This is a genomic window from Candidatus Nanosynbacter sp. TM7-074 (assembly GCF_041006295.1).
GTDB lineage: Bacteria > Patescibacteriota > Saccharimonadia > Saccharimonadales > Saccharimonadaceae > Nanosynbacter.
Genome location: NZ_CP158487.1, coordinates 454,985 through 473,254 on the forward strand (window position 1 = coordinate 454,985; position 18,270 = coordinate 473,254).

17 protein-coding genes are annotated in these 18,270 nt (G+C 46.8%); 1 reads left to right on the plus strand and 16 read right to left on the minus strand.

From position 1 onward, the window contains the following. The 8 genes from TM074_RS02390 to gap form a co-directional block, all read right to left on the minus strand. Complete coding sequence (locus TM074_RS02390) at positions 1–480, minus strand: hypothetical protein (protein ID WP_369000091.1); 480 nt, start codon at positions 478–480, stop codon at positions 1–3. Further along, positions 480–1,442, minus strand: coding sequence for a carbohydrate kinase family protein (locus tag TM074_RS02395; RefSeq protein ID WP_369000093.1), 963 nt, complete (start codon positions 1,440–1,442; stop codon positions 480–482). The genes TM074_RS02390 and TM074_RS02395 overlap by 1 nt, the downstream gene beginning before the upstream one ends. After that, the gene (locus TM074_RS02400) at positions 1,442–2,353 is read right to left on the minus strand and encodes a class II fructose-bisphosphate aldolase (protein ID WP_369000095.1); all 912 of its coding nucleotides are present in this window, start codon (positions 2,351–2,353) and stop codon (positions 1,442–1,444) included. The genes TM074_RS02395 and TM074_RS02400 overlap by 1 nt, the downstream gene beginning before the upstream one ends. 467 nt (positions 2,354–2,820) lie before the next feature. Continuing rightward, positions 2,821–3,783, minus strand: a complete 963-nt coding sequence (locus TM074_RS02405; RefSeq protein ID WP_369000097.1) for a transketolase family protein — start codon at positions 3,781–3,783, stop codon at positions 2,821–2,823. Next, complete coding sequence (locus tag TM074_RS02410; RefSeq protein WP_369000099.1) at positions 3,780–4,619, minus strand: transketolase; 840 nt, start codon at positions 4,617–4,619, stop codon at positions 3,780–3,782. The genes TM074_RS02405 and TM074_RS02410 overlap by 4 nt, the downstream gene beginning before the upstream one ends. Further along, positions 4,619–5,266, minus strand: a complete 648-nt coding sequence (locus tag TM074_RS02415) for a ribulose-phosphate 3-epimerase (RefSeq protein WP_369000101.1) — start codon at positions 5,264–5,266, stop codon at positions 4,619–4,621. The genes TM074_RS02410 and TM074_RS02415 overlap by 1 nt, the downstream gene beginning before the upstream one ends. After that, positions 5,263–5,715, minus strand: coding sequence for an RpiB/LacA/LacB family sugar-phosphate isomerase (locus TM074_RS02420; RefSeq protein ID WP_369000103.1), 453 nt, complete (start codon positions 5,713–5,715; stop codon positions 5,263–5,265). Before TM074_RS02420 ends, TM074_RS02415 begins: the two co-directional genes overlap by 4 nt. Positions 5,716–6,231: 516 nt before the next feature. Next, positions 6,232–7,254, minus strand: a complete 1,023-nt coding sequence (gene gap, locus TM074_RS02425; RefSeq protein ID WP_369000105.1) for a type I glyceraldehyde-3-phosphate dehydrogenase — start codon at positions 7,252–7,254, stop codon at positions 6,232–6,234. Between the two features lie 68 nt (positions 7,255–7,322). Here gap and TM074_RS02430 point away from each other — a divergent pair, with 68 nt between their 5' ends. Further along, positions 7,323–8,849 (plus strand): bifunctional (p)ppGpp synthetase/guanosine-3',5'-bis(diphosphate) 3'-pyrophosphohydrolase, encoded by a 1,527-nt coding sequence (locus TM074_RS02430; protein ID WP_369000107.1) that lies wholly within the window; start codon positions 7,323–7,325, stop codon positions 8,847–8,849. A 10-nt stretch (positions 8,850–8,859) separates the two neighbouring features. On the opposite strand, the gene TM074_RS02435 is transcribed toward TM074_RS02430, so the two are convergent. The 8 genes from TM074_RS02435 to TM074_RS02470 all read right to left on the minus strand — a co-directional run bounded on the left by TM074_RS02435 (position 8,860) and on the right by TM074_RS02470 (position 18,267). Beyond that, positions 8,860–9,393, minus strand: a complete 534-nt coding sequence (locus TM074_RS02435) for an inorganic diphosphatase (protein WP_039327576.1) — start codon at positions 9,391–9,393, stop codon at positions 8,860–8,862. A 3-nt stretch (positions 9,394–9,396) separates the two neighbouring features. Next, positions 9,397–10,329, minus strand: coding sequence for an NAD(P)/FAD-dependent oxidoreductase (locus TM074_RS02440; RefSeq protein WP_369000109.1), 933 nt, complete (start codon positions 10,327–10,329; stop codon positions 9,397–9,399). Next, positions 10,322–10,999 carry an FKBP-type peptidyl-prolyl cis-trans isomerase gene (locus TM074_RS02445; RefSeq protein WP_369000111.1) on the minus strand — a complete coding sequence of 226 codons (678 nt, stop codon included), beginning with the start codon at positions 10,997–10,999 and terminating at the stop codon, positions 10,322–10,324. The genes TM074_RS02440 and TM074_RS02445 overlap by 8 nt, the downstream gene beginning before the upstream one ends. Positions 11,000–11,063: 64 nt before the next feature. Next, on the minus strand, positions 11,064–13,577 hold the full coding sequence (gene pheT / locus TM074_RS02450) for a phenylalanine--tRNA ligase subunit beta (protein WP_369000113.1): 2,514 nt from the start codon (positions 13,575–13,577) through the stop codon (positions 11,064–11,066). A gap of 72 nt (positions 13,578–13,649) precedes the next feature. After that, complete coding sequence (locus TM074_RS02455) at positions 13,650–14,369, minus strand: DNA alkylation repair protein (RefSeq protein WP_369000115.1); 720 nt, start codon at positions 14,367–14,369, stop codon at positions 13,650–13,652. A gap of 30 nt (positions 14,370–14,399) precedes the next feature. After that, positions 14,400–16,283, minus strand: a complete 1,884-nt coding sequence (locus tag TM074_RS02460) for an AAA family ATPase (RefSeq protein WP_369000117.1) — start codon at positions 16,281–16,283, stop codon at positions 14,400–14,402. A 104-nt stretch (positions 16,284–16,387) separates the two neighbouring features. Continuing rightward, a complete protein-coding gene (locus TM074_RS02465; protein WP_369000119.1) occupies positions 16,388–17,017 on the minus strand; it encodes an ABC transporter ATP-binding protein in 630 nt (209 codons plus the stop codon). Between the two features lie 8 nt (positions 17,018–17,025). After that, positions 17,026–18,267: an ABC transporter permease gene (locus TM074_RS02470; protein WP_369000121.1), complete on the minus strand. Its 1,242-nt coding sequence runs from the start codon at positions 18,265–18,267 to the stop codon at positions 17,026–17,028. Between the last annotated feature and the right edge of the window lie 3 nt (positions 18,268–18,270).

An 18,270-nucleotide genomic window follows, 5' to 3' on the forward strand; every position in this document is an offset into this window, starting at 1 on the left:
CTATTTCTTAGATTTTGGCTCAATCCAACAGATTCCGCCCTGGCAGACCACTCGCTCAACCGCAGGATTATGCGTGCGCGGGTGGTTTTTATAGCGACGCGTAATTTCAAAGCCTAATCCTCGCTTACCGTGAGTCGTCTGCTGCCTACCAAGAGGCAATTGACAATGATAATTATTCACAACGTCAATCGGGTTAAATGATATCACTTGACCGTCGACATCCAGAAGCACCCACTCAGAAGCTTTAAATGGCGCCCACTTGTCTATTTTTGGCGCAATAGCCATGAGTGACTGATAAATTTCCTCTGCTGTTGCGTTTGTCGGGTCAAGTCCTAAAGAGCGAATAATCGAATGCGCCCTAGCTAATATTTCCGCAATCAATCGCACATCACTGTCATCACGCGTCATCTGCCTAAGCTCAGTCAAGGCACGACGTTTTTTAGCATCATCTCCTAATAGTTTTCCCAAGTTTTGCGCCATTATAGCTCCCTTTCTTGAATTGGCATAGTGTGAAGTGGCGTACCGGCATATAAAATACCAGCTTTCGCCCCAATTTTCATAACAACCGAGCTAGCATTTGCGCTACCCGTTATTACAGAATTTTTCAAATTACCGCTCCTCGCCCATTCACTCAGAAATCCAGACGCAAAGGCATCACCAGCGCCCGTTCTGTCAATTGAAGGGCTGTCGTCGTACATTAAGGCTCGCACAATAGTCTTTCCGTCACTGGCCATTGAACCATTAACTCCGTCCGTCACCAACACTACTGGGACCAGCCTTAACCCCCGTCGCACCAAGACCTCCAGCCCGTCGCCCGATACTAGTTGCTGCATCTCTTCCTTATTTAAAGTTAAGACATCAACATCAGATAAAAGTCCTAATAATTTTTCTTTCTGTGCCAATTCTTTTTTTCCAGGATTAAAACAAATCTTCATATCACGACGTTTGGCCTGGTGAAATAATTTATGAAGCATCGGCATATTGCCTGCCAAAGTTGAAACATACAACCAATCTGCATCTTCATCAGATAAATCAAAGTCCGCCTCATGATAATGAGTTGAAGCTCCGCGGTACGTTAGAATTGTCCTTTCGCCATTTGAGGCCAGGAGTAATACAGAGTATCCCGTGCTGTACTTTGGGGAATATCGAACCAAATGCGTATCAATATTTTCCTTATCCAAATCAGCCAAAACGGCCTGACCGGCTGGATCATGACCAATTGCGCCCATAAAACTAACATAATGACCCTGTCTGGCGAAAGTTACCGCGGCATTTGTAGCGCCACCACCGGTCGCAAAGTGAATTTGATTAACGTCAGCCTTTGCGCCCAAATCCAGTCGCGCAAAACAATGCTCTGGACTTTCACACACTGGCGTTAATGCGTCCGATTGGCTCAAAAAAACGTCCTGGATAGCAGCACCGACAGTAATAATTTTTGCCATTACACCACCGCCTTTCCCGTAGAATTAAAGGCCTTTATCTTTGACTCTACTACCTCCTGGACAGCTGCGTAGACTGGGGGCATCAACTTAACAATAGCGTATTCATTTGGATTTTCACGCAAAGTTTTTTCCAGTGTGGTGCGAAAAGCGTAACGCATATCTGAGTTAATATTGATTTTCGAAACGCCAATTTTCGCCGCTTCCTCAAAGTAATGAAGCGGCGTACCCGACCCGCCGTGGAGTGAAATCTGACAGTGCAACGCCTCGCGGATGTGTGCTAACAATTCCAAATCTAGAACTTTCGGCACTGGATATTTACCGTGCAGATTGCCCACTGCCGCCGCAAAGGTATCAATCCCCGTCGCCTCGACAAACGCTCGCGCGCCGTCTGGTGTAGAAAAAGTTTTCTTAATCTCTTCATAATCAATGGCTTCGGTATGAACATTAGAGCTGCCACCAAAATAGTGTGGCTCGGACTCTACCAAGGCGCCAGTAAACTTGGCGTAATCGACGACCTCGCGGGTTTTAGCGATGATTTCCTCGTCGGAAGCATCGTGATTTGCCTGGGAAATATCGATGTGCACAAACTCATAGCCAGCGTCAATGGCTCGTTTGCAGCCCTCAACCGTCGGCCCGTGATCCAGATTTAAATACATCTCGATGTCGTATTCAGCTTTATAGTTATCCACTAAATCGCGTACGTTCTCTAGCCCCATAGCTTTCACTTCGGCGTCAGAAACCTCAACCAACACTGGCGATTGGAGCTTTTGTGCCGCCCGCGCCACCGCAATTAGCGTCTCTTGATTGTCAATATTAAACGCCCCAACCGCAAAACGCTGCGCCCGTGTCCGCTGCATTAAATGACGCGCCCGCGTCGTGTTTTTCCGAATCTCTGAAATCGATAATCCCATACTGCCCCCTAAAATACTTATGGTAATTATATCAATTACCGCCCGCTATGCCAAGAGAATTGACATCATGTTGTTTTGGTGGTAATATAAAATGGCTCTCGCTCAAGGTTTGTCTTAGGGCGGAAGTCGCCCTTTGGTCTTGAGCGCCCCTTCTCGGAAAGGAAGAAAATGAGCCCTATCGCGAAGATTGCTAAATTCACGTTCGATGCATTTATCGCCATCGTCGTGCTACTCTGTGTAGTATGGTGGACAGCTTTCTTCTGCCTACTATCGGCCTACGGGCCGCTCGGAGGAGTAACGCTCGTACTATGGACCATCATGATCCCCGTGATCGTATGTGGAATAAACCATAGCCACCACAAATACGATCACAATGACCGTAGGCACGACCACAGGTGACACACCCGTCAGGACTACTTGCTTTGAGGTCTTTAATTAGATCTTGGCAGTAGCTCCTGGCGGGTTTTTCACTGGAGAAAATTGACAACACTACAAACAATTGAATCGACATCCAAACCGTGCTTTTTCCACAATTCAGACATCTTACCAGACTCGCCAAATGTATCATTGACGCCAATTCGCTTCATCTTCACCGGCAAATTCTCACTAAGAACTTCTGCCACGCTTGAGCCAAATCCACCAACAATCTGCCCCTCTTCCGCCGTAATGACAGCTTGGCATTTTTGAGCCGCATCAAGCACAGCATCCTCGTCCAGCGGCTTAATCGTCGGAAAATGAACAACCTCCGCCTGAATGTTATATTCTTTCGCCAATTTTTCTGCCGCCAATAACAGTTGATACGTCATCACGCCCGTTCCCAATAGCGCAACGTCTTTACCCTGACGCAGAGAGTAGCTCTTACCAATTTCAAATGTCGTCTGGTTCAAAAACAATGGCGTTTTTTCTCTCGGTAATCTTACGTAATTCGGACGCTTGTCGCCAGCCATTGCCGCCGCCATCAGCTTGGCTTCATTAGCGTCACCTGGCGCCAACACCACCATGTTTGGCAAACTGCGCATCAACGCAATATCTTCTAACATCTGATGCGTCGCACCGTCCGCGCCAACATTCAACCCAGCATGTGAACCAACCAACTTGACTGGCTGATTATTCAAACAAATAGTCGTCCGAATCTGTTCCCAATTCCGCCCCGGACTAAACGCCGCATAACTGGCTGCAAATGGAATATTACCCATGGCAGCTAACCCAGACGCCACTGTTACCAAATTCTGCTCCGCCACACCAACTTCAATCGCCCTAGGACTACCAATTTCCTTAGCAAATTCACCAAAGCCGACGCTTTCCATCAAATCCGCACTCAGCGCCACCACTAGATTATTCTTCTTAGCGACGTCTGTTAATCCTTCGCCAAAACCAATGCGAATAGCTGCAGTCTCTGATTGCCGCCAATCTTCTCTCAGAAAACTCACTTGACATCTCCTTTTTCACCTAGCTGAATAAGCGCACGCCTGGCCTCCTCGGCATTTGGGGCTTTTCCATGCCATTGGTAATCATATTCCATAAAATCAACACCAAATCCAGGAATTGTATGTGCAATGATCACATTCGGCTGATGGGAAATTTTTGCCACGTCAATCGCTTTTACAATTGCCTCGTAATCATGTCCGTCGACTTCCTGCGTAAACCAGCCAAAACTCCGCCACTTGTCCGCCAAATTTCCTAGCGGCATAACTTTTTCCGTATCGCCACCAATCTGAATATTATTCCTATCAATAATCGCAATTATATTTGACAAATCATATTTCGTAGCAAACATCGCCGCTTCCCAAATATTGCCTTCATTAAGCTCGCCATCGCCCAGGCTACAATAAACGAACCGCTGGGGATTACCGCCTAAATATTTCAATGAATACGACATGCCAGCGGCCTGGCTTAAGCCACAGCCCAAAGGACCGCTTGTCGTTTCAACGCCAGGCAAACTACCGCGTTCTGGATGACCCTGAAGTTTAGAGCCAAATTTCCTTAAATTAGCTAACTCTTTTTTATCAAAAAACCCTCGCTCCGCCAAAGTGGCGTACAGAAGCGGCGCATAGTGGCCGTTACTCATCACAAAAATATCTCGATCTTGCCAATCAGGATTTTTAGGATCTATACGCATGACGTGAAAATAAAGAACCGCCATAACATCCGCAAAACCCAGACATCCAGCCGCATGTCCAGAACCAGCTGTCACTAATTCATGAATAATCGACTGACGCAAGGTTTGGGATATTTCTCTCAATTCGTTTAGTTGATAATCAGACATTAAAGCACGCTCGTCTTGTTAATTTCCTGCTGTAATTTAGAAAAAATAGCATGCGGATCTGATGATTTTTGGATAACGCCGCCAGCATTTAAGACATTAACACCGCCCTGCACCAGGCTATATGCATTATCCACTAAAACACCGCCATCCCAACCAATTTCCACGTTAGGATTAATGGCTTTAATGAGTTGAATTTTTTCCAACTGCATCAAACTGGCAGTTCCGCCAAATCTACCCAACTCGCCACTAAAAATCATTACATGGTCAGCGAGCTTTATAAATTCTTCGACAGTCCGCGGCACCGTTGGTTTTAATAACGCTAGGCCAGCCATGATACCAGCCTGACGAATCTGCATAAGCGCCGTTTTTACATCGCCCGTGGCTTCCGCGTGGACTATAATCATATGTGGTCTTAGGGCAATCAACTTCGGTATATATTCCTCCAGATTGTTGACCATAGCATGAATATCAATTGTCCAACCCTCGGGCGCCCATAATTCCTGAATACCGACCGTCAACGTTGGCGCAAATTCACCGTCAGAAATATCAATATGTACCCGCTCAACAAAACCAGTTATCCTATCAACTTGCTCTTTATACTGAGCGGCGTTTTCTGCCAAAATAGCCGGGGCAATTACAGCGCTCATGACAATTCATCCAACTGCGCATTGCGCCGATTAAAGCGTGGAGCATTAGCGTACGGAGTGTTCAGCCACGTTTCTACAATGCCCTTCCAGGCTGATTCATCGTCTTCCAAAATTCGCGCTGGCAGACACAATACATTTGAGTCATTATCTTGACGAGTCATCTTCGCCTCAAACGCATCCCAAATCACACTGGCACGAATTCCTTTGAACCGGTTAGCCGCCATGCACATTCCTTGACCGCCGCCGCAAATTAATATCGCACGCGGATCTTTACTATCATCGCCAATGACCTTCAACGCCGCCGCCTGCGCGAATTGCGGAAAATCGTCATCAGGATTTAATTCTACACCGCCGACGTCTTGAACATCATAGCCATTTTTAACCAAATAGGCAAAAACTTTTTCCTTCAACATAAAGCCGCGGTGGTCAGATCCGAGGTAGATTTTCATAATTTTAGTATAAGCGTTTTCGGTGATTTTTGCAAGGGAAAGTCGGAGATTACTCCAGGGGTGAAGCATGCCTATTTGACAAAAAGTATTGACATTTTGTGGCTTGTATGATATATATATTAACTTTTGCTCAAAGTTTTGTCTTAGGGCGGAAGTCGCCCTTTAGCTTTGAGTATCTTCCCGAAAGGAAGTGAAGAGATGAAGGTAAAGTTCACTCTCAGCAATGGCCGGTCATTCGCCACGAAAATCACATACGGCTTCGAGGACACTAGGGATCTGGTAGAACATCTGTCCAGAATGCTAGGAGAAGCCACAGATAACTCTGTTGTTGAACTCAAAACAGAAGATGGGGTGTTCTTGGTCAGGCCGACCGACATTGTGTCGGTCGAAATCCGAAACTAAAGAGTCTCGCGCTAGCAGAAGGCGCACTAAGATAAATTTTCTGTAAAACCGCTGGAAATACCGGCGTCCCCGCACTATCACGGTGCGGGGTTATTTCATTTTTAGAATAGGGTTTTATTCACTCTTTTTCAAGTAGTGTCCAACATCTGCCACCAGTTCAACCAGCCGGTTTGAATAGCCCCACTCATTGTCATACCAAACCATGACTTTTATCAAATTACCCCCAACGACTTTGGTGAGTGGCAAGTCAACAATTCCCGAATATGAGCTACCAATAAAATCGCGACTAACTAAAGGTTCCTCAGAAACCCCCAAAATACCCTGGTAAAAATTACTTTGTGCAGCTTTTTTGAAGGCTTCATTCACCTGCTCGACAGTCACATCTTTCCTGAGAAGCGCCGTCACGTCGCTAAGCGACACCACTGGAGTCGGTACGCGCACGCTCAGACCGTCAAACTTGCCAGTTAGTTGCGGCAAAGTTTTCGTTACGGCGATAGCCGCGCCTGTCGTTGTCGGCACCATATTTTCAGCCGCGTTGCGACCCTCGCGGAGATCCTTAGCAGGCGCATCTTGCAATCTTTGGCTGGCGGTGTAGCTATGCACCGTCGTCAGCATTGATTTTTCCACGCCAAATTCTGCGTCCAGAACCGCCATCACCGCACCCAAGCTATTGGTCGTACAGCTGGCATTAGAAACTATCGGCGTCGCGTCCTTGATCTTGCTGTCATTCGTACCTAGCACAATTGTATCGACGCCGTCGGATTTGGTCGGCCCGCTGATAACCACGCGCTTGGCGCCGGCAGTCAAGTGCTTGCCCGCGCCCTCTTTGTCAGTAAAGAAGCCAGTCGATTCAATCACTACGTCAACATTCATCTCACCCCACGGCAAATTCGCTGGATCTTTCTCTGCTAGAACTTTAACGGATTGACCTTCAATAATCAGCTCATTCTCCGTAAAATCAACCTGCCGACTGTACTCACCATAATTGCTGTCATGCTTGAGTAAGTACGCCAGCGTCTTCGTGTCTGTTAAATCATTAATCGCGACAATCTCTAGGTCACTTCGCTCACGTGCAATCTTAAAGGCATTACGCCCAATCCGTCCAAAGCCATTAATTGCTATTCTTGTTACTGACATATGCCCTCCCTGTTAGATATTTCGCTTTAGCTTTTCTTAATTATACTACAAAGTTGTATAATAAACATATGACGCGCGAAGAATTACTATCAATAGCCGAGCAAAAGTACGACGAAGTGCCAGTGCTGGTCTTGGCAAGCGCGATTGACTATGCGACTGAAAAGCACGCTGGACAAAAACGCAAAAGCGGCGAGCCGTATATCAATCACCCGCTGGCGGTGGCCGAGATTTTGATTGAGTGGGGCATGGATATCTACACGGTGGTGGCGGGTGTGCTACATGACACGGTTGAGGATACTGACGCAACGCTGGATGAGCTGGAGAGTTTATTTGGACGAGATGTGGCGTTTTTGGTGGATGGTGTGACTAAGGTTTCGCAGGCACGTGCTGGCATGCGTAGTCTGGACAGCTATTTGCCGCACACCAAGGACAATTTGACTAAATTGATGATCGCGGTGGGCGAAGACGTACGGGTGATTATCATCAAACTGGCGGATCGGCTGCACAATATGCGGACGCTGCAGTTTATGTCGCCAGAGAAGCAGAAGAAAATTGCCCGCGAGACGATCGAGGTGTTTGCACCGCTGGCAGACCGATTGAACATGGGACGGGTGCGGGTGCAGCTGGAAGAATTGAGCTTCAAATATTTGATGCCAAAAGATTTTCACCGCACCAAAAGTTTGATGGATAGCCGATTGAAAAAATCGCAGCGAAAACTGGATCGTGTTCGCCGTGAAGTTGAAGCACGACTAAAGGAAGAGAAGCTGGTTTTCCAGATGGATGGCCGCGTCAAAAGCGTCTACAGCCTGTTCAAAAAACTCGATAAGGTCGGCGATATTGATAAGATTTATGATTTGATCGCCCTGCGAGTCATTGTCGATGATTTGTCAACAGGTTATTTGGTGTTAGGAATTCTACACGACATGTATCAGCCGATGTACGAGCGAATCAAAGACTATGTTGCCAACCCCAAGCCGAATGGCTACCAAAGTCTACACACCACCGTGCAAACGCCGAGTGGGCAAATTGTTGAATTTCAAATTCGCACCAAAGAAATGCACGAATACGCTGAGCGTGGTTTGGCGGCCAGCTTCCATTACAATGAGCAGAAATTGACCGACGCTTACAAAAAAGGTCGCATAGGTTCTATGCCAGCAGATTTGTCATGGATTCGCGAGCTTCAGGAAGCGGCAGCGTTGGCGGGCGAAGGTAAACGGTTTGACTCTGACAAGTTCCGCATGAAATTGTTCTCAGACCGCATTTTCGTCTATTCTCCAAAAGGCGACATTTACGATCTGCCAAGTGGTGCCCTCCCGCTGGATTACGCTTACCGCATTCACTCTGACATCGCAGCACACGCCAGTGGCTTCAAGGTCAATGGCGTAATGAAACCGTTCAATTACGAGCTACAACACGGCGATGTCGTCGAAGTCTTAACCAGCAAATCCGCCAAGCCAAAACTGGCCTGGCGCGACATGGTCATCACGCCGCACGCCAAAGACAAACTGCGTATGCAATTGTCAAAAAGCGGCGGCGTACTCGGACATTTGACTGGATTAACCGACGGCGTTTCGTCATTATTCCGAAATAGATGAGCAAAAAGTTTTACGCTTGCTCGTTCCAGCGGGTGATTGAATCGCGAATGATTTGCTTGGCGCGTTCAACATCACCAAATCCTTTGACGACTGTTGAGCCTGGCTTCTTCATGTCTTTGTAGTGATTGAAATGATGTTCAATTTGCTTGAGTAGTTGTGGCGGCAAATCTTCCAATGAGTTGATAGCATCGCCAGTATTGCGGTCATCAGCTGGCACCACGATCACCTTGTCGTCAACCTCATCATCATCAACAAATTCCAGCACACCGATAACCTTCGCCTCCATGAAAATGCCTGTTGTCAGCGGCTGGTCAGTGATAATTAAAGCATCCAATTCGTCGCCGTCCTCGTCCAATGTCTGCGGGATGAAACCATAGTTAGTTGGCTTGGCGAAAATTGCTGGCTCAACGCGGTCCAGCTGCATGACTGCCAGCTCACGGTTCCACTCGATTTTGTGATTTGAGCCCTGCGGGATCTCAACGACAACATTGACGATGCCGTTTTCTACGTCACCCGGTGTCAAAATTTGGTTAAAGTCTGCCATGATTTACTCCTCTCTGGCTTTTTCTTGTAAATATTCACGAATCTGCAACGCTGCCACTGCACCCTCGCCAACCGCCGAAGCAATTTGCATGGTCGCGCCCGAACGGACATCGCCCGAAGCAAAGACACCAGGGACATTGGTACGCAAATGTTCGTCAGTAACAATGTGTCCGCCAAGATCTAGTTCAACGTCTGAGTCAGCCAAGAACTGCGTGTTCGGGATGAGGCCGATGAAGACGAACAGACCGTCTGCAGTAAATTCTTTTTGCTCGCCGTTTTGGGTCGATTTGACGCCGTAAAACTTATCATCTTTGACGATAATTTCATCAGTTGTCGCACCGATATGGACGGTAATTTTACCCTCATCGACATACTTTTGTAGTTCTTTTTGCAGGACATCGCTGGCGCGTAATTCGCTGCGCACCAACAGGTCAATATGGCTGGCGTAGCGAGTCAAAAATATCGCTTCTTGCACTGCCGAGTTGCCACCGCCAACGACGATCAAACGCTTGTCGCGGTAAAATGCGCCATCACACGTCGCACAGTAATGCACGCCGCGGCCGTACAATTCGTCTTCGCCAGGTACGCCCAGCTTGCGGTGATTTGAGCCAGTTGCCAGCAGTACCGCCTTGGCTCGCACTGGCTGACCATCAATCGTCAATTCCAATTCGCCGTCAACCTGCTTCAGTTCCGTGACGTCGCCGTACTCAATATCCGCGCCAAATCGCTCAGCTTGCTGCTGCAGCTCGGACGCCAATTTCATGCCAGTCACACCCTCAGCAAAGCCTGGGTAGTTGTCGATTTGATCAGTGATGGCTGCCATACCACCAACGACTCCGCGTTCATACAGTGTCGTCGGCACGTCCTCGCGCGACAGATAAATTGCGGCCGTGAGTGCGCTTGGACCAGCGCCAACGATGATAACTTCTTTAGACATTTAGCCCCCTTGACCTATAATATTGTTTGATGATTTCTGGCATTTCTGGCTGCGGAATTTCTACTGGTTTTTCAATAGCCATGATGGCAAACTTCAGTGGTGAATTGGCAGGGATTTTGTCGCCCTGAGCCTGATTTCCGTAAGCCTTGTCAGCTGGAATTGTCAATTCGCGTACGCCACCAATCTTCATACCAATTAAACCTTCTTTCCAGCCTTGAATTACCGAAGTTTTTGCTGGACCATCTATGGCAAGCGGCTCTTTCAATTTACCATCAGCGATTGATTGGTCAAAAACCTCACCTTTGGCGTTCCAGCCAATGTAATACACTGCAAATTTGGTGTCGTCCTTGACTTCTGTACCATCACCTTCCACCAAATCTTCTTTGCCAAGTTCTTTAACACCGCCCGCCTCAAACGCACCGACTCGCGAACTAAACTCAGAAAATTTACTGTAGTATTTTTGACTCAGTTCGCCCGCCTGAGCTTCTACTTTTTTCTTATGTTCATCGTTGGCTTTAGTGTACTCATCCTGCGCCTTCTTCAGTGCTGCCTGGTCTTTGGCGTCATTACCTGGCTGTACCATCATAGCGATAAATCCGCCAACAGTTCCTAAAAACATCATGCCGGCAATCACCCAAATGCCTATCCTTTGGCTTTTACTTGTTGCCATAATCCTCCTTTTATTTACTCCTCCAATTATATCAATTTTGGTCAAGCACAACAATCACTCGAAACTAAGCTTGCACCGCACCGAGTTCGGCCGCCGCAGCAACGATCTCCTCGATTATCGGCGTGATGTCTTTGTCGGTCAGTGTACGCTCTAGGCTGGTAAACTTTATATTGAAAGTAATAGTTTTCGTCGAATTATCGTCCTCTGGTTGGTAAATTGAAATTGGCGTAATGACAATTTGCAGCTCTTGGTGGCTATCTATAACGTTCTTAACGCAGCCATACACCGACGCATAATTAACCTGAGCTGGCAGTTTGAGAGAAATATCGCGGCTGGTCGATGGGTAACGGCTGAGCGGTTGGTAATGATTACCTCGCTTGGCGTAAACAGCCTCCAAGCCAGCTGTGTCCAAACTCGCCGCCGCTACGTATGCCGGCAACTTGAAATTCTTGATGACCGACTGTTTCAATTCTCCAACCATGCCGATAAACCGCCCGTCGGCTGTCTCGACCAGTGCACTGCGTGATTGTTCAAACGGTGCCGTGACTGGGAAATTACGCTCTTGTTCAAGCGGCTTGAATACTAACTCGGCACCAAGATCACGTGCTAGCTGCTCAACCAAGCGACGAATTTTGTAAAATGGCGCACCCGTGCCTGGCTTTTTGGCAGCATAGACGATGTCGGTGAACTGGCTGGCTTCTGGCAAGCCATCTTCGCCTAGGCCATGCATTTCGCTGTGACCTTTACCCATTTCAAACAAGGCAAATTCATCATGACCAGCCTTGATGTTGGCGTGAACCTTGTCGAGCAAACTCGGCAGCACCGTCAGGCGATAGTACTGCAGGCCAGGACTGAGGGCGTTTGATAATTTGTATGCCTGAGTAACGTCCTGCTCGGCATTTTTCAGGATGCGTTCGTGAACAAAACTGTAGGTCAAGACTTCATTAGCACCAGCACGTGACAGACTGTGGCGAACGGCGTTTTTTAGTTCACGACGCACATTTTCCGGTGCTGGTTTAATGCTACGACGTGGCAGTTGGCGCGGCAATTTATCAAAGCCATACAGCCGGCCGACTTCTTCGACAATGTCTTCTGGCAGTTCAAGGTCAGTACGCCAGAATGGCGATTGGATGCAAATATAACCCAATTCTTCTTCCGGACCATAACTCTTTATTTCTACGCTATTCAACAAGTCGCAAATATCATCGCCAGATAAGTACAAGCCTAATCTCTCATTGATAAACTTACTATCAATATCAATATTTGCTGGTGTGTATTTTCCATCAAAATAATCATCAAGCTCGTCACTAAATTGCTTCAAATCAAACACTTCGCTCGCCTGCTCTCCGCCAACCATACTCATCAGCTGTTTCAGCACGGCAGCATTTTGGAGCGGCGATTGCCCCTTATTAAACCGCGTCAAAGCATCAGTGAAAATACCATGGCGCATGGCCGTGCGACGCAGTGCATACATATCAAAATTAGCGCATTCCAAAACGATGTTTTTCGTGCTATTCGAAACTTCAGTGTCAGTACCACCCATAATTCCCGCCAGACCGATCACACCCTCGCCATCAGCGATGACGATATCGTCCATCGTCAGCTCATACTCCTTGCCATTGAGCAGACTAACTTTCTCGACATCACGAGCCAGCCGCGCCTCGAGTTTATGTCCACGTAATTTATCATAATCATAGGCATGCGTTGGCTGCGCCGTCATCAGCATGATGTAATTCGTGGCATCAACAATGTTGTTAATCGGCTTGCCACCCATCGCCACGAGCCGACACTGCAGCCACAGCGGGCTTGGCCGCACAGTAATATCACGAATTGCTACTGCCATAAGGCGCGGCACTAATTCTGGTGCGTCATTAGTGACCGTTAAATCCAGCTCCTCGGCGCTCGTGAACTGCTGTTCTGACTGATACCACTCAGGGCTGACGAACTTATGATGAAAAATCCCAGCAATCTCGCGCGCTACACCCAATTGACCAAAGCAATCCGGCCGGTGGGTGAACATCTTGTTTTCAATGTCCAGCACGTAATCGTCCAGCCCAAACACTTCCGCAAAACTCGCACCTACCGTAAGTTCAACACCCGCCGGCAGATCGTGTTCATGAATCTCAACGATTCCCTCGTGATCCGTGCCAATATCCAGCTCATCCGCCGCCGCCAACATACCTTGACTGAGCACGCCGCGCAGTGGCCGCGCATCCAGCACGAATGGCTCGTCTTCATCAAAACTCGCCGGCACCGTGCTTTTCGGCGGCAGCCAAATAGCCCACATGCCCGCATGCACATTTGGCGCGCCGCATACCACTTGCACCAGCCCGTTCTCATCACGCGGTACATCGGCGACCACGCCGCCATCGTCAATCTTAGTCACGCTCAGCCGATCAGCATCAGGATGTTTGACACATTCAACAACCCGAACGATTCGCGCGCCGCCATATTTGGCCTTGAGGTCGATCACTTCTTCGACGCCGCCGAGTTGCTGATTGACCCGCGCCACCAACTCATTTACCGGCGGTAATTCAAAATTAATCAATTGTTTGATAAGATTTAGGCTGACTTTCATACTAGTTACCAGTATACCATCTTATCTATAACTATTCGACTTTTGTAAAGCCAGGCTACAAGCTGGCGATGATTAGCAATATTCTTTTGCTCTATGCGAAGCAATGATGTACTGCTGTTCGGGTGTAAATCGCCGTGATTCGCGCATTTTTTGATAGGCTTTGTTGCGCGTCCAGACATCAACATGTCCGTTTTCTAGTTCAGCCAGCGTCAGCTCAAAAAAGTTTACCGCCGCCGTGGCGTATAGCCAAGCCAACGCCATTTTGACATAGTAACCATCGTGCGTGATGTCGCGCAGTGCTGCAAAAACCTGATTGATATGCGCCTCATCCAGAAAATTAGTCATCAAAGAGACCACGCTGTAGCGTACCGTCAATTCAGCCTCACTCCGCAAACATTCCAGCGCAAAATTCCACCACGATTCACCGGCAAATCGTCGCTTTTTATCGACAAACACGTCAATGTGCGCCCACGAATCAACGCGGGGCAAATATTGCTTGGTCAAATCAATCGCCGTCTGATCGTCAAGTCGAGCGTGCGTAATCAATAATCCACACAATAACACGTAGTCGAAAGATCCGTTCTGGACCGTCAGCAATTCGCTGATGTCCGCTGCACTCATATCAGACGCCAGCTCCCTCGCCAGCCGCCGCAAATCAGGTACCCGCACACCGATGACTGACATCTTGGTATTGACAATACGCTTATTAAACTCAGCGTAAGTCTCGTTGCCCTCAGCAAGTTTTGTTAGTTTTATTACAATGTCATCGTGCATATTGCTATTAGCTTTCATACTTAAACTTAATTACAGACTCTAAATCTCTTATTCTGAAATTGCGTCTATAATTTTACGAATTTCCTCTGCTTTGTCGTCATCGCTGTTTAGAAAATTATCCATATCATTTTCACAAAAATCAATTACATGTGCAATGCCTTTTGGCTTTCCAGTGTACTGTTCAATAGCTCCTTTCTTCAAATAAAATTCACCAAATGGATATCTTGATTCTATTTTCTCATCTACATCAAGATGCTCTTCTCTATACTTACTATTCTCTTCATCTGTTTTTAATGATTTCTGATTTTTATAATGATAAAGATCTTTCCCTGTGGCGTCTAAATCCTTGATAAAATAAACCTTTAGCCCAAAAGATTCAAAAAAATCTTTGAACGAAAGAGAATTTAATGATGATATATTATCTTTACCGTTTACTCCATATATAGTGATATTTTGACTGAACTCTGGCTGTAATCTTTTTACGACATCTCTAAAGAAATATTCATCATCTTGACCCTCAACCAATAGTACCTTGTTTAAGAATAGTACCCGCGCCGCCTGCGTATTATTTAATATTTTTATAAGCCCCTTTTGGTCTTCTGTTATTTCAGGCGCATACGCTACAGAGTTACGCTCTTCATTTAGCGAGAATCGTTTGACATGTCCTATTGTCTTGTTGCTTATAAATCCTTCCGAATGAGTTACCAGAATGCATTGAATCCCTTGTTTGTCTGCTAATTCTTCAAGTATTTTCAGATATTCAGATTGGAATTGGTAGTGTAGGTGGATCTCTGGCTCATCGATAATAATCAAGCCGCCCTTTAACTCGCCTTGACCGTAAGCTTCAAATATTAAATGTAGGATCGATTTTTGTCCAGCGCTAAGATTGTTTATGTCGCCCAACTCTCTGTTATTCTTCGTGTCTTGAAACCTAAATTCGTACGACCATATTCGTATGTTTGCCGGTTTTATAGAAAGCTTTAGATTTAATAATTTTAGCTTTTCATTTATATTTGTAATCAGCGGCAAGCTGTTCACAGCGACAGTGGCGTCTTTTATATTTTTACCTTCCTGCATCAATCTAAAATGTTTTTCACCAAGTCTTAATTTTACAAAATTAAATATAGCAGGCTCGCCTGAGGGTTGTTCGTTGATGCTAGAAGAGGTAAGGCTATTTTTTGCATTCTGCAGTGTATTGCCTAAAGAATCGTAGCCAGTATATAAAGGAGCCCGAGGGTCAAAGTTACTGTAATTGCGGAAAGCTGATAGTATGGAAAAAGTATTTCCAAGAGGCGCTATTATATTATCGGTATTTTCTTGGTTGTGTATATCTATAGCTTCATTAATTGCATAATAATATTCCAAGTAAAACTGTATATATTTTGGCACCGAATCAGCGTAGATAACATTATATGTAGCGTCTGCTTCGTATTTAGTGTGTTGAAATATAATAGTTATATCAACATCCATGTCACCATTTAAGATAGAAAACTTGGGCATACCTATACTTGAATACGCATCAAGAATCTTTTTTATATAACTATAGTTTTCTACAATATGCTTGATGTTACTTTTATCAATATTATCAAGCGTAATTGACAACTTTATGGTTTGCTGTTCTGATCCTGAATTCCAATTAGGTTGAAGCCTAAGATGCAATGTTCTGTTAGAATAATTATTATCAACTTCAATTGTAGCTTGTTTACTATACATAGTATATGGAGGATTATCATTATATTTGTTAGTTATGCGCTTAAATAAAGTCCTCGTAAATACAAGATTCATGGCTTCTAAAACCGTTGACTTGCCAGATCCATTTTCGCCAATAATAATGTTAAGATCTGGATCAAATTCAATCTTAAAAGCATTGTTTATGTCCTCCTCATGTTTGAAGCTAAGGATATTTGATAATTGTAAATAATTAACTCTCATTATGCTAATTATTATACACTTACTAACTTGACTTAGGGTCCGGAACTATAAAAATATAGCTCTTTCGAGCTATATTAAAAACGTGTATTTTTTGGAAGCTATTTTTACGCTTTCAGCTTCTTATCCTTCAGCTTCAACACCACATCCGCCTGCTTGGCCAGCTGTTTACTGTGGGTGACGACGATGACGCACTTGTCGTTTTCGTGGGCGGCCCGGCGCAGGATGTCGATGATGTCGGCAGCGGTGGTTTCGTCCAGATTACCGGTCGGCTCGTCTGCCAAGATGATCGGTGCAGAGGATACTAGCGCTCGACCGATCGCTACGCGCTGTTGCTGTCCTCCAGAAAGTTTCATGACATTACGGTGAATGTGATCGTCATCCAGGCCCATAGCATGTAGCGTTTCGTTGGTGGCCTTGGGATTAACTAATTTCAAGTTTTCCAGCGGCGTCAGATAATCGATCAGGTTATAATTCTGAAACACCAGCGAGATATTGTGTTTGCGATGATGCGAGTAACCTTGCTCAGCGATGTCTTCATCGTCGAACAAAATCTGCCCGCCAGTTGGCGTGTCCAGTCCCGCTAGTAGCCCGAGCAGGGTCGATTTACCAGCGCCAGAACTACCGACGATGGCGTAGAACTTGCCTTTTTCAAATTGATAATTAATGCCGTTGAGCACGTTGCTGGTGCCGTCGGCGTATGAGTAAATGATATCGCGTAAAGTAAGTAATGACATGATAACTCCTAACTTATTTTTGCTAAAATTTGCTTTGGTGATTGGCGCATGATTGGTGCGGTGGCAGCGATGGCTGACAGCAGAACGACTACGTAGCCGAAGGTGAAAGCCTGTAGATAAGTTGCTATTGGCGCGGCTTGCACTACGGCCTTTTCTACGCGCTGGTTTTGGTCGGTTTGCGCTGTGAGGGCGGTAGAAATCTGCGACGAGGCGACCGAACCGATACCGAGCGCAAACACCGAGCTGACTGCGGCGATGATTGCGAGTTCCGCCAAGAACTGCCCGATGATCTGCCGCTTTGACGTGCCGATGGATAGCAAGATGCCAATTTCATGCAAGCGGCCGCGTACCCAGAACACCAGCACCAGTGACAGTACCGCCAGTCCTGCCGCGGCTGCACCGATGGTAGCAATCGTCAAAATGTTTTGAATGCCAGCGATGTTTTGGAGAACCCCAGCAAAGACCGCCCCGTTGTCGGTTAGGCTGAATTTTTGCCAGTCGACGTTTGGTAGACTTTTGACGCGGTCCGTCAGCGACTTTAGCTGATGCGGATTTTCGGAAAAATATGTCGCCCGTGTCAACTGCTGGCTACCCGTCAACTGCTGCGCCGCAGCCAGATTGGTGATGAGATGATTCTCCGCCATGTCGGACTGCAAGACCGCTGGCTTTTCGCCTTTGCCGCTGAAGATACCCATGACAGTCACCGTCATCCGCCGGCCGTCTTTAGTAATGTCCAGCTTGTCGCCTGGCTTGATACCATTTTTCTCGGCGAGAGTTTTATGAATCAATGCCGCATTGTGATCGTTCGCCGTTATGTGCTTACCCCGCTCCAGTTGGTAGAACCGACCAGTAAATTCGCTCAGCAAATCGCTCTGTGTCGCGCCCGTCACCTTCGCCTCGCCAGCCACGTTAGAATCCAGCTGCACGCCGCTGCCTGCTGTATCGATCAATTGTTTACCCGGCAGTCCCGCAGTGGTTTCTGCCTGGAAATTGTGCGCTTTGACCTTGTCCAGGTGCTGCACCCGCTGCGCGATATCCATCGGCACCTCGCCCGACGGCTGCTTGCTGGCGATACTAAAACCGGCGCGGATATTACGCTCAACCGATTGCTTCAGCTGTGCCATCGTCTGCTGCACCGTCAGCGTGCCGATGAGCAGCGTGAAAATCAGCGTCATAATCAGGGCGATGGTCAGGCTGCGACGCCGTTTACGCGTCACAGCCGTCCAGGCTCGTTTGATAATCGTCATCATTCG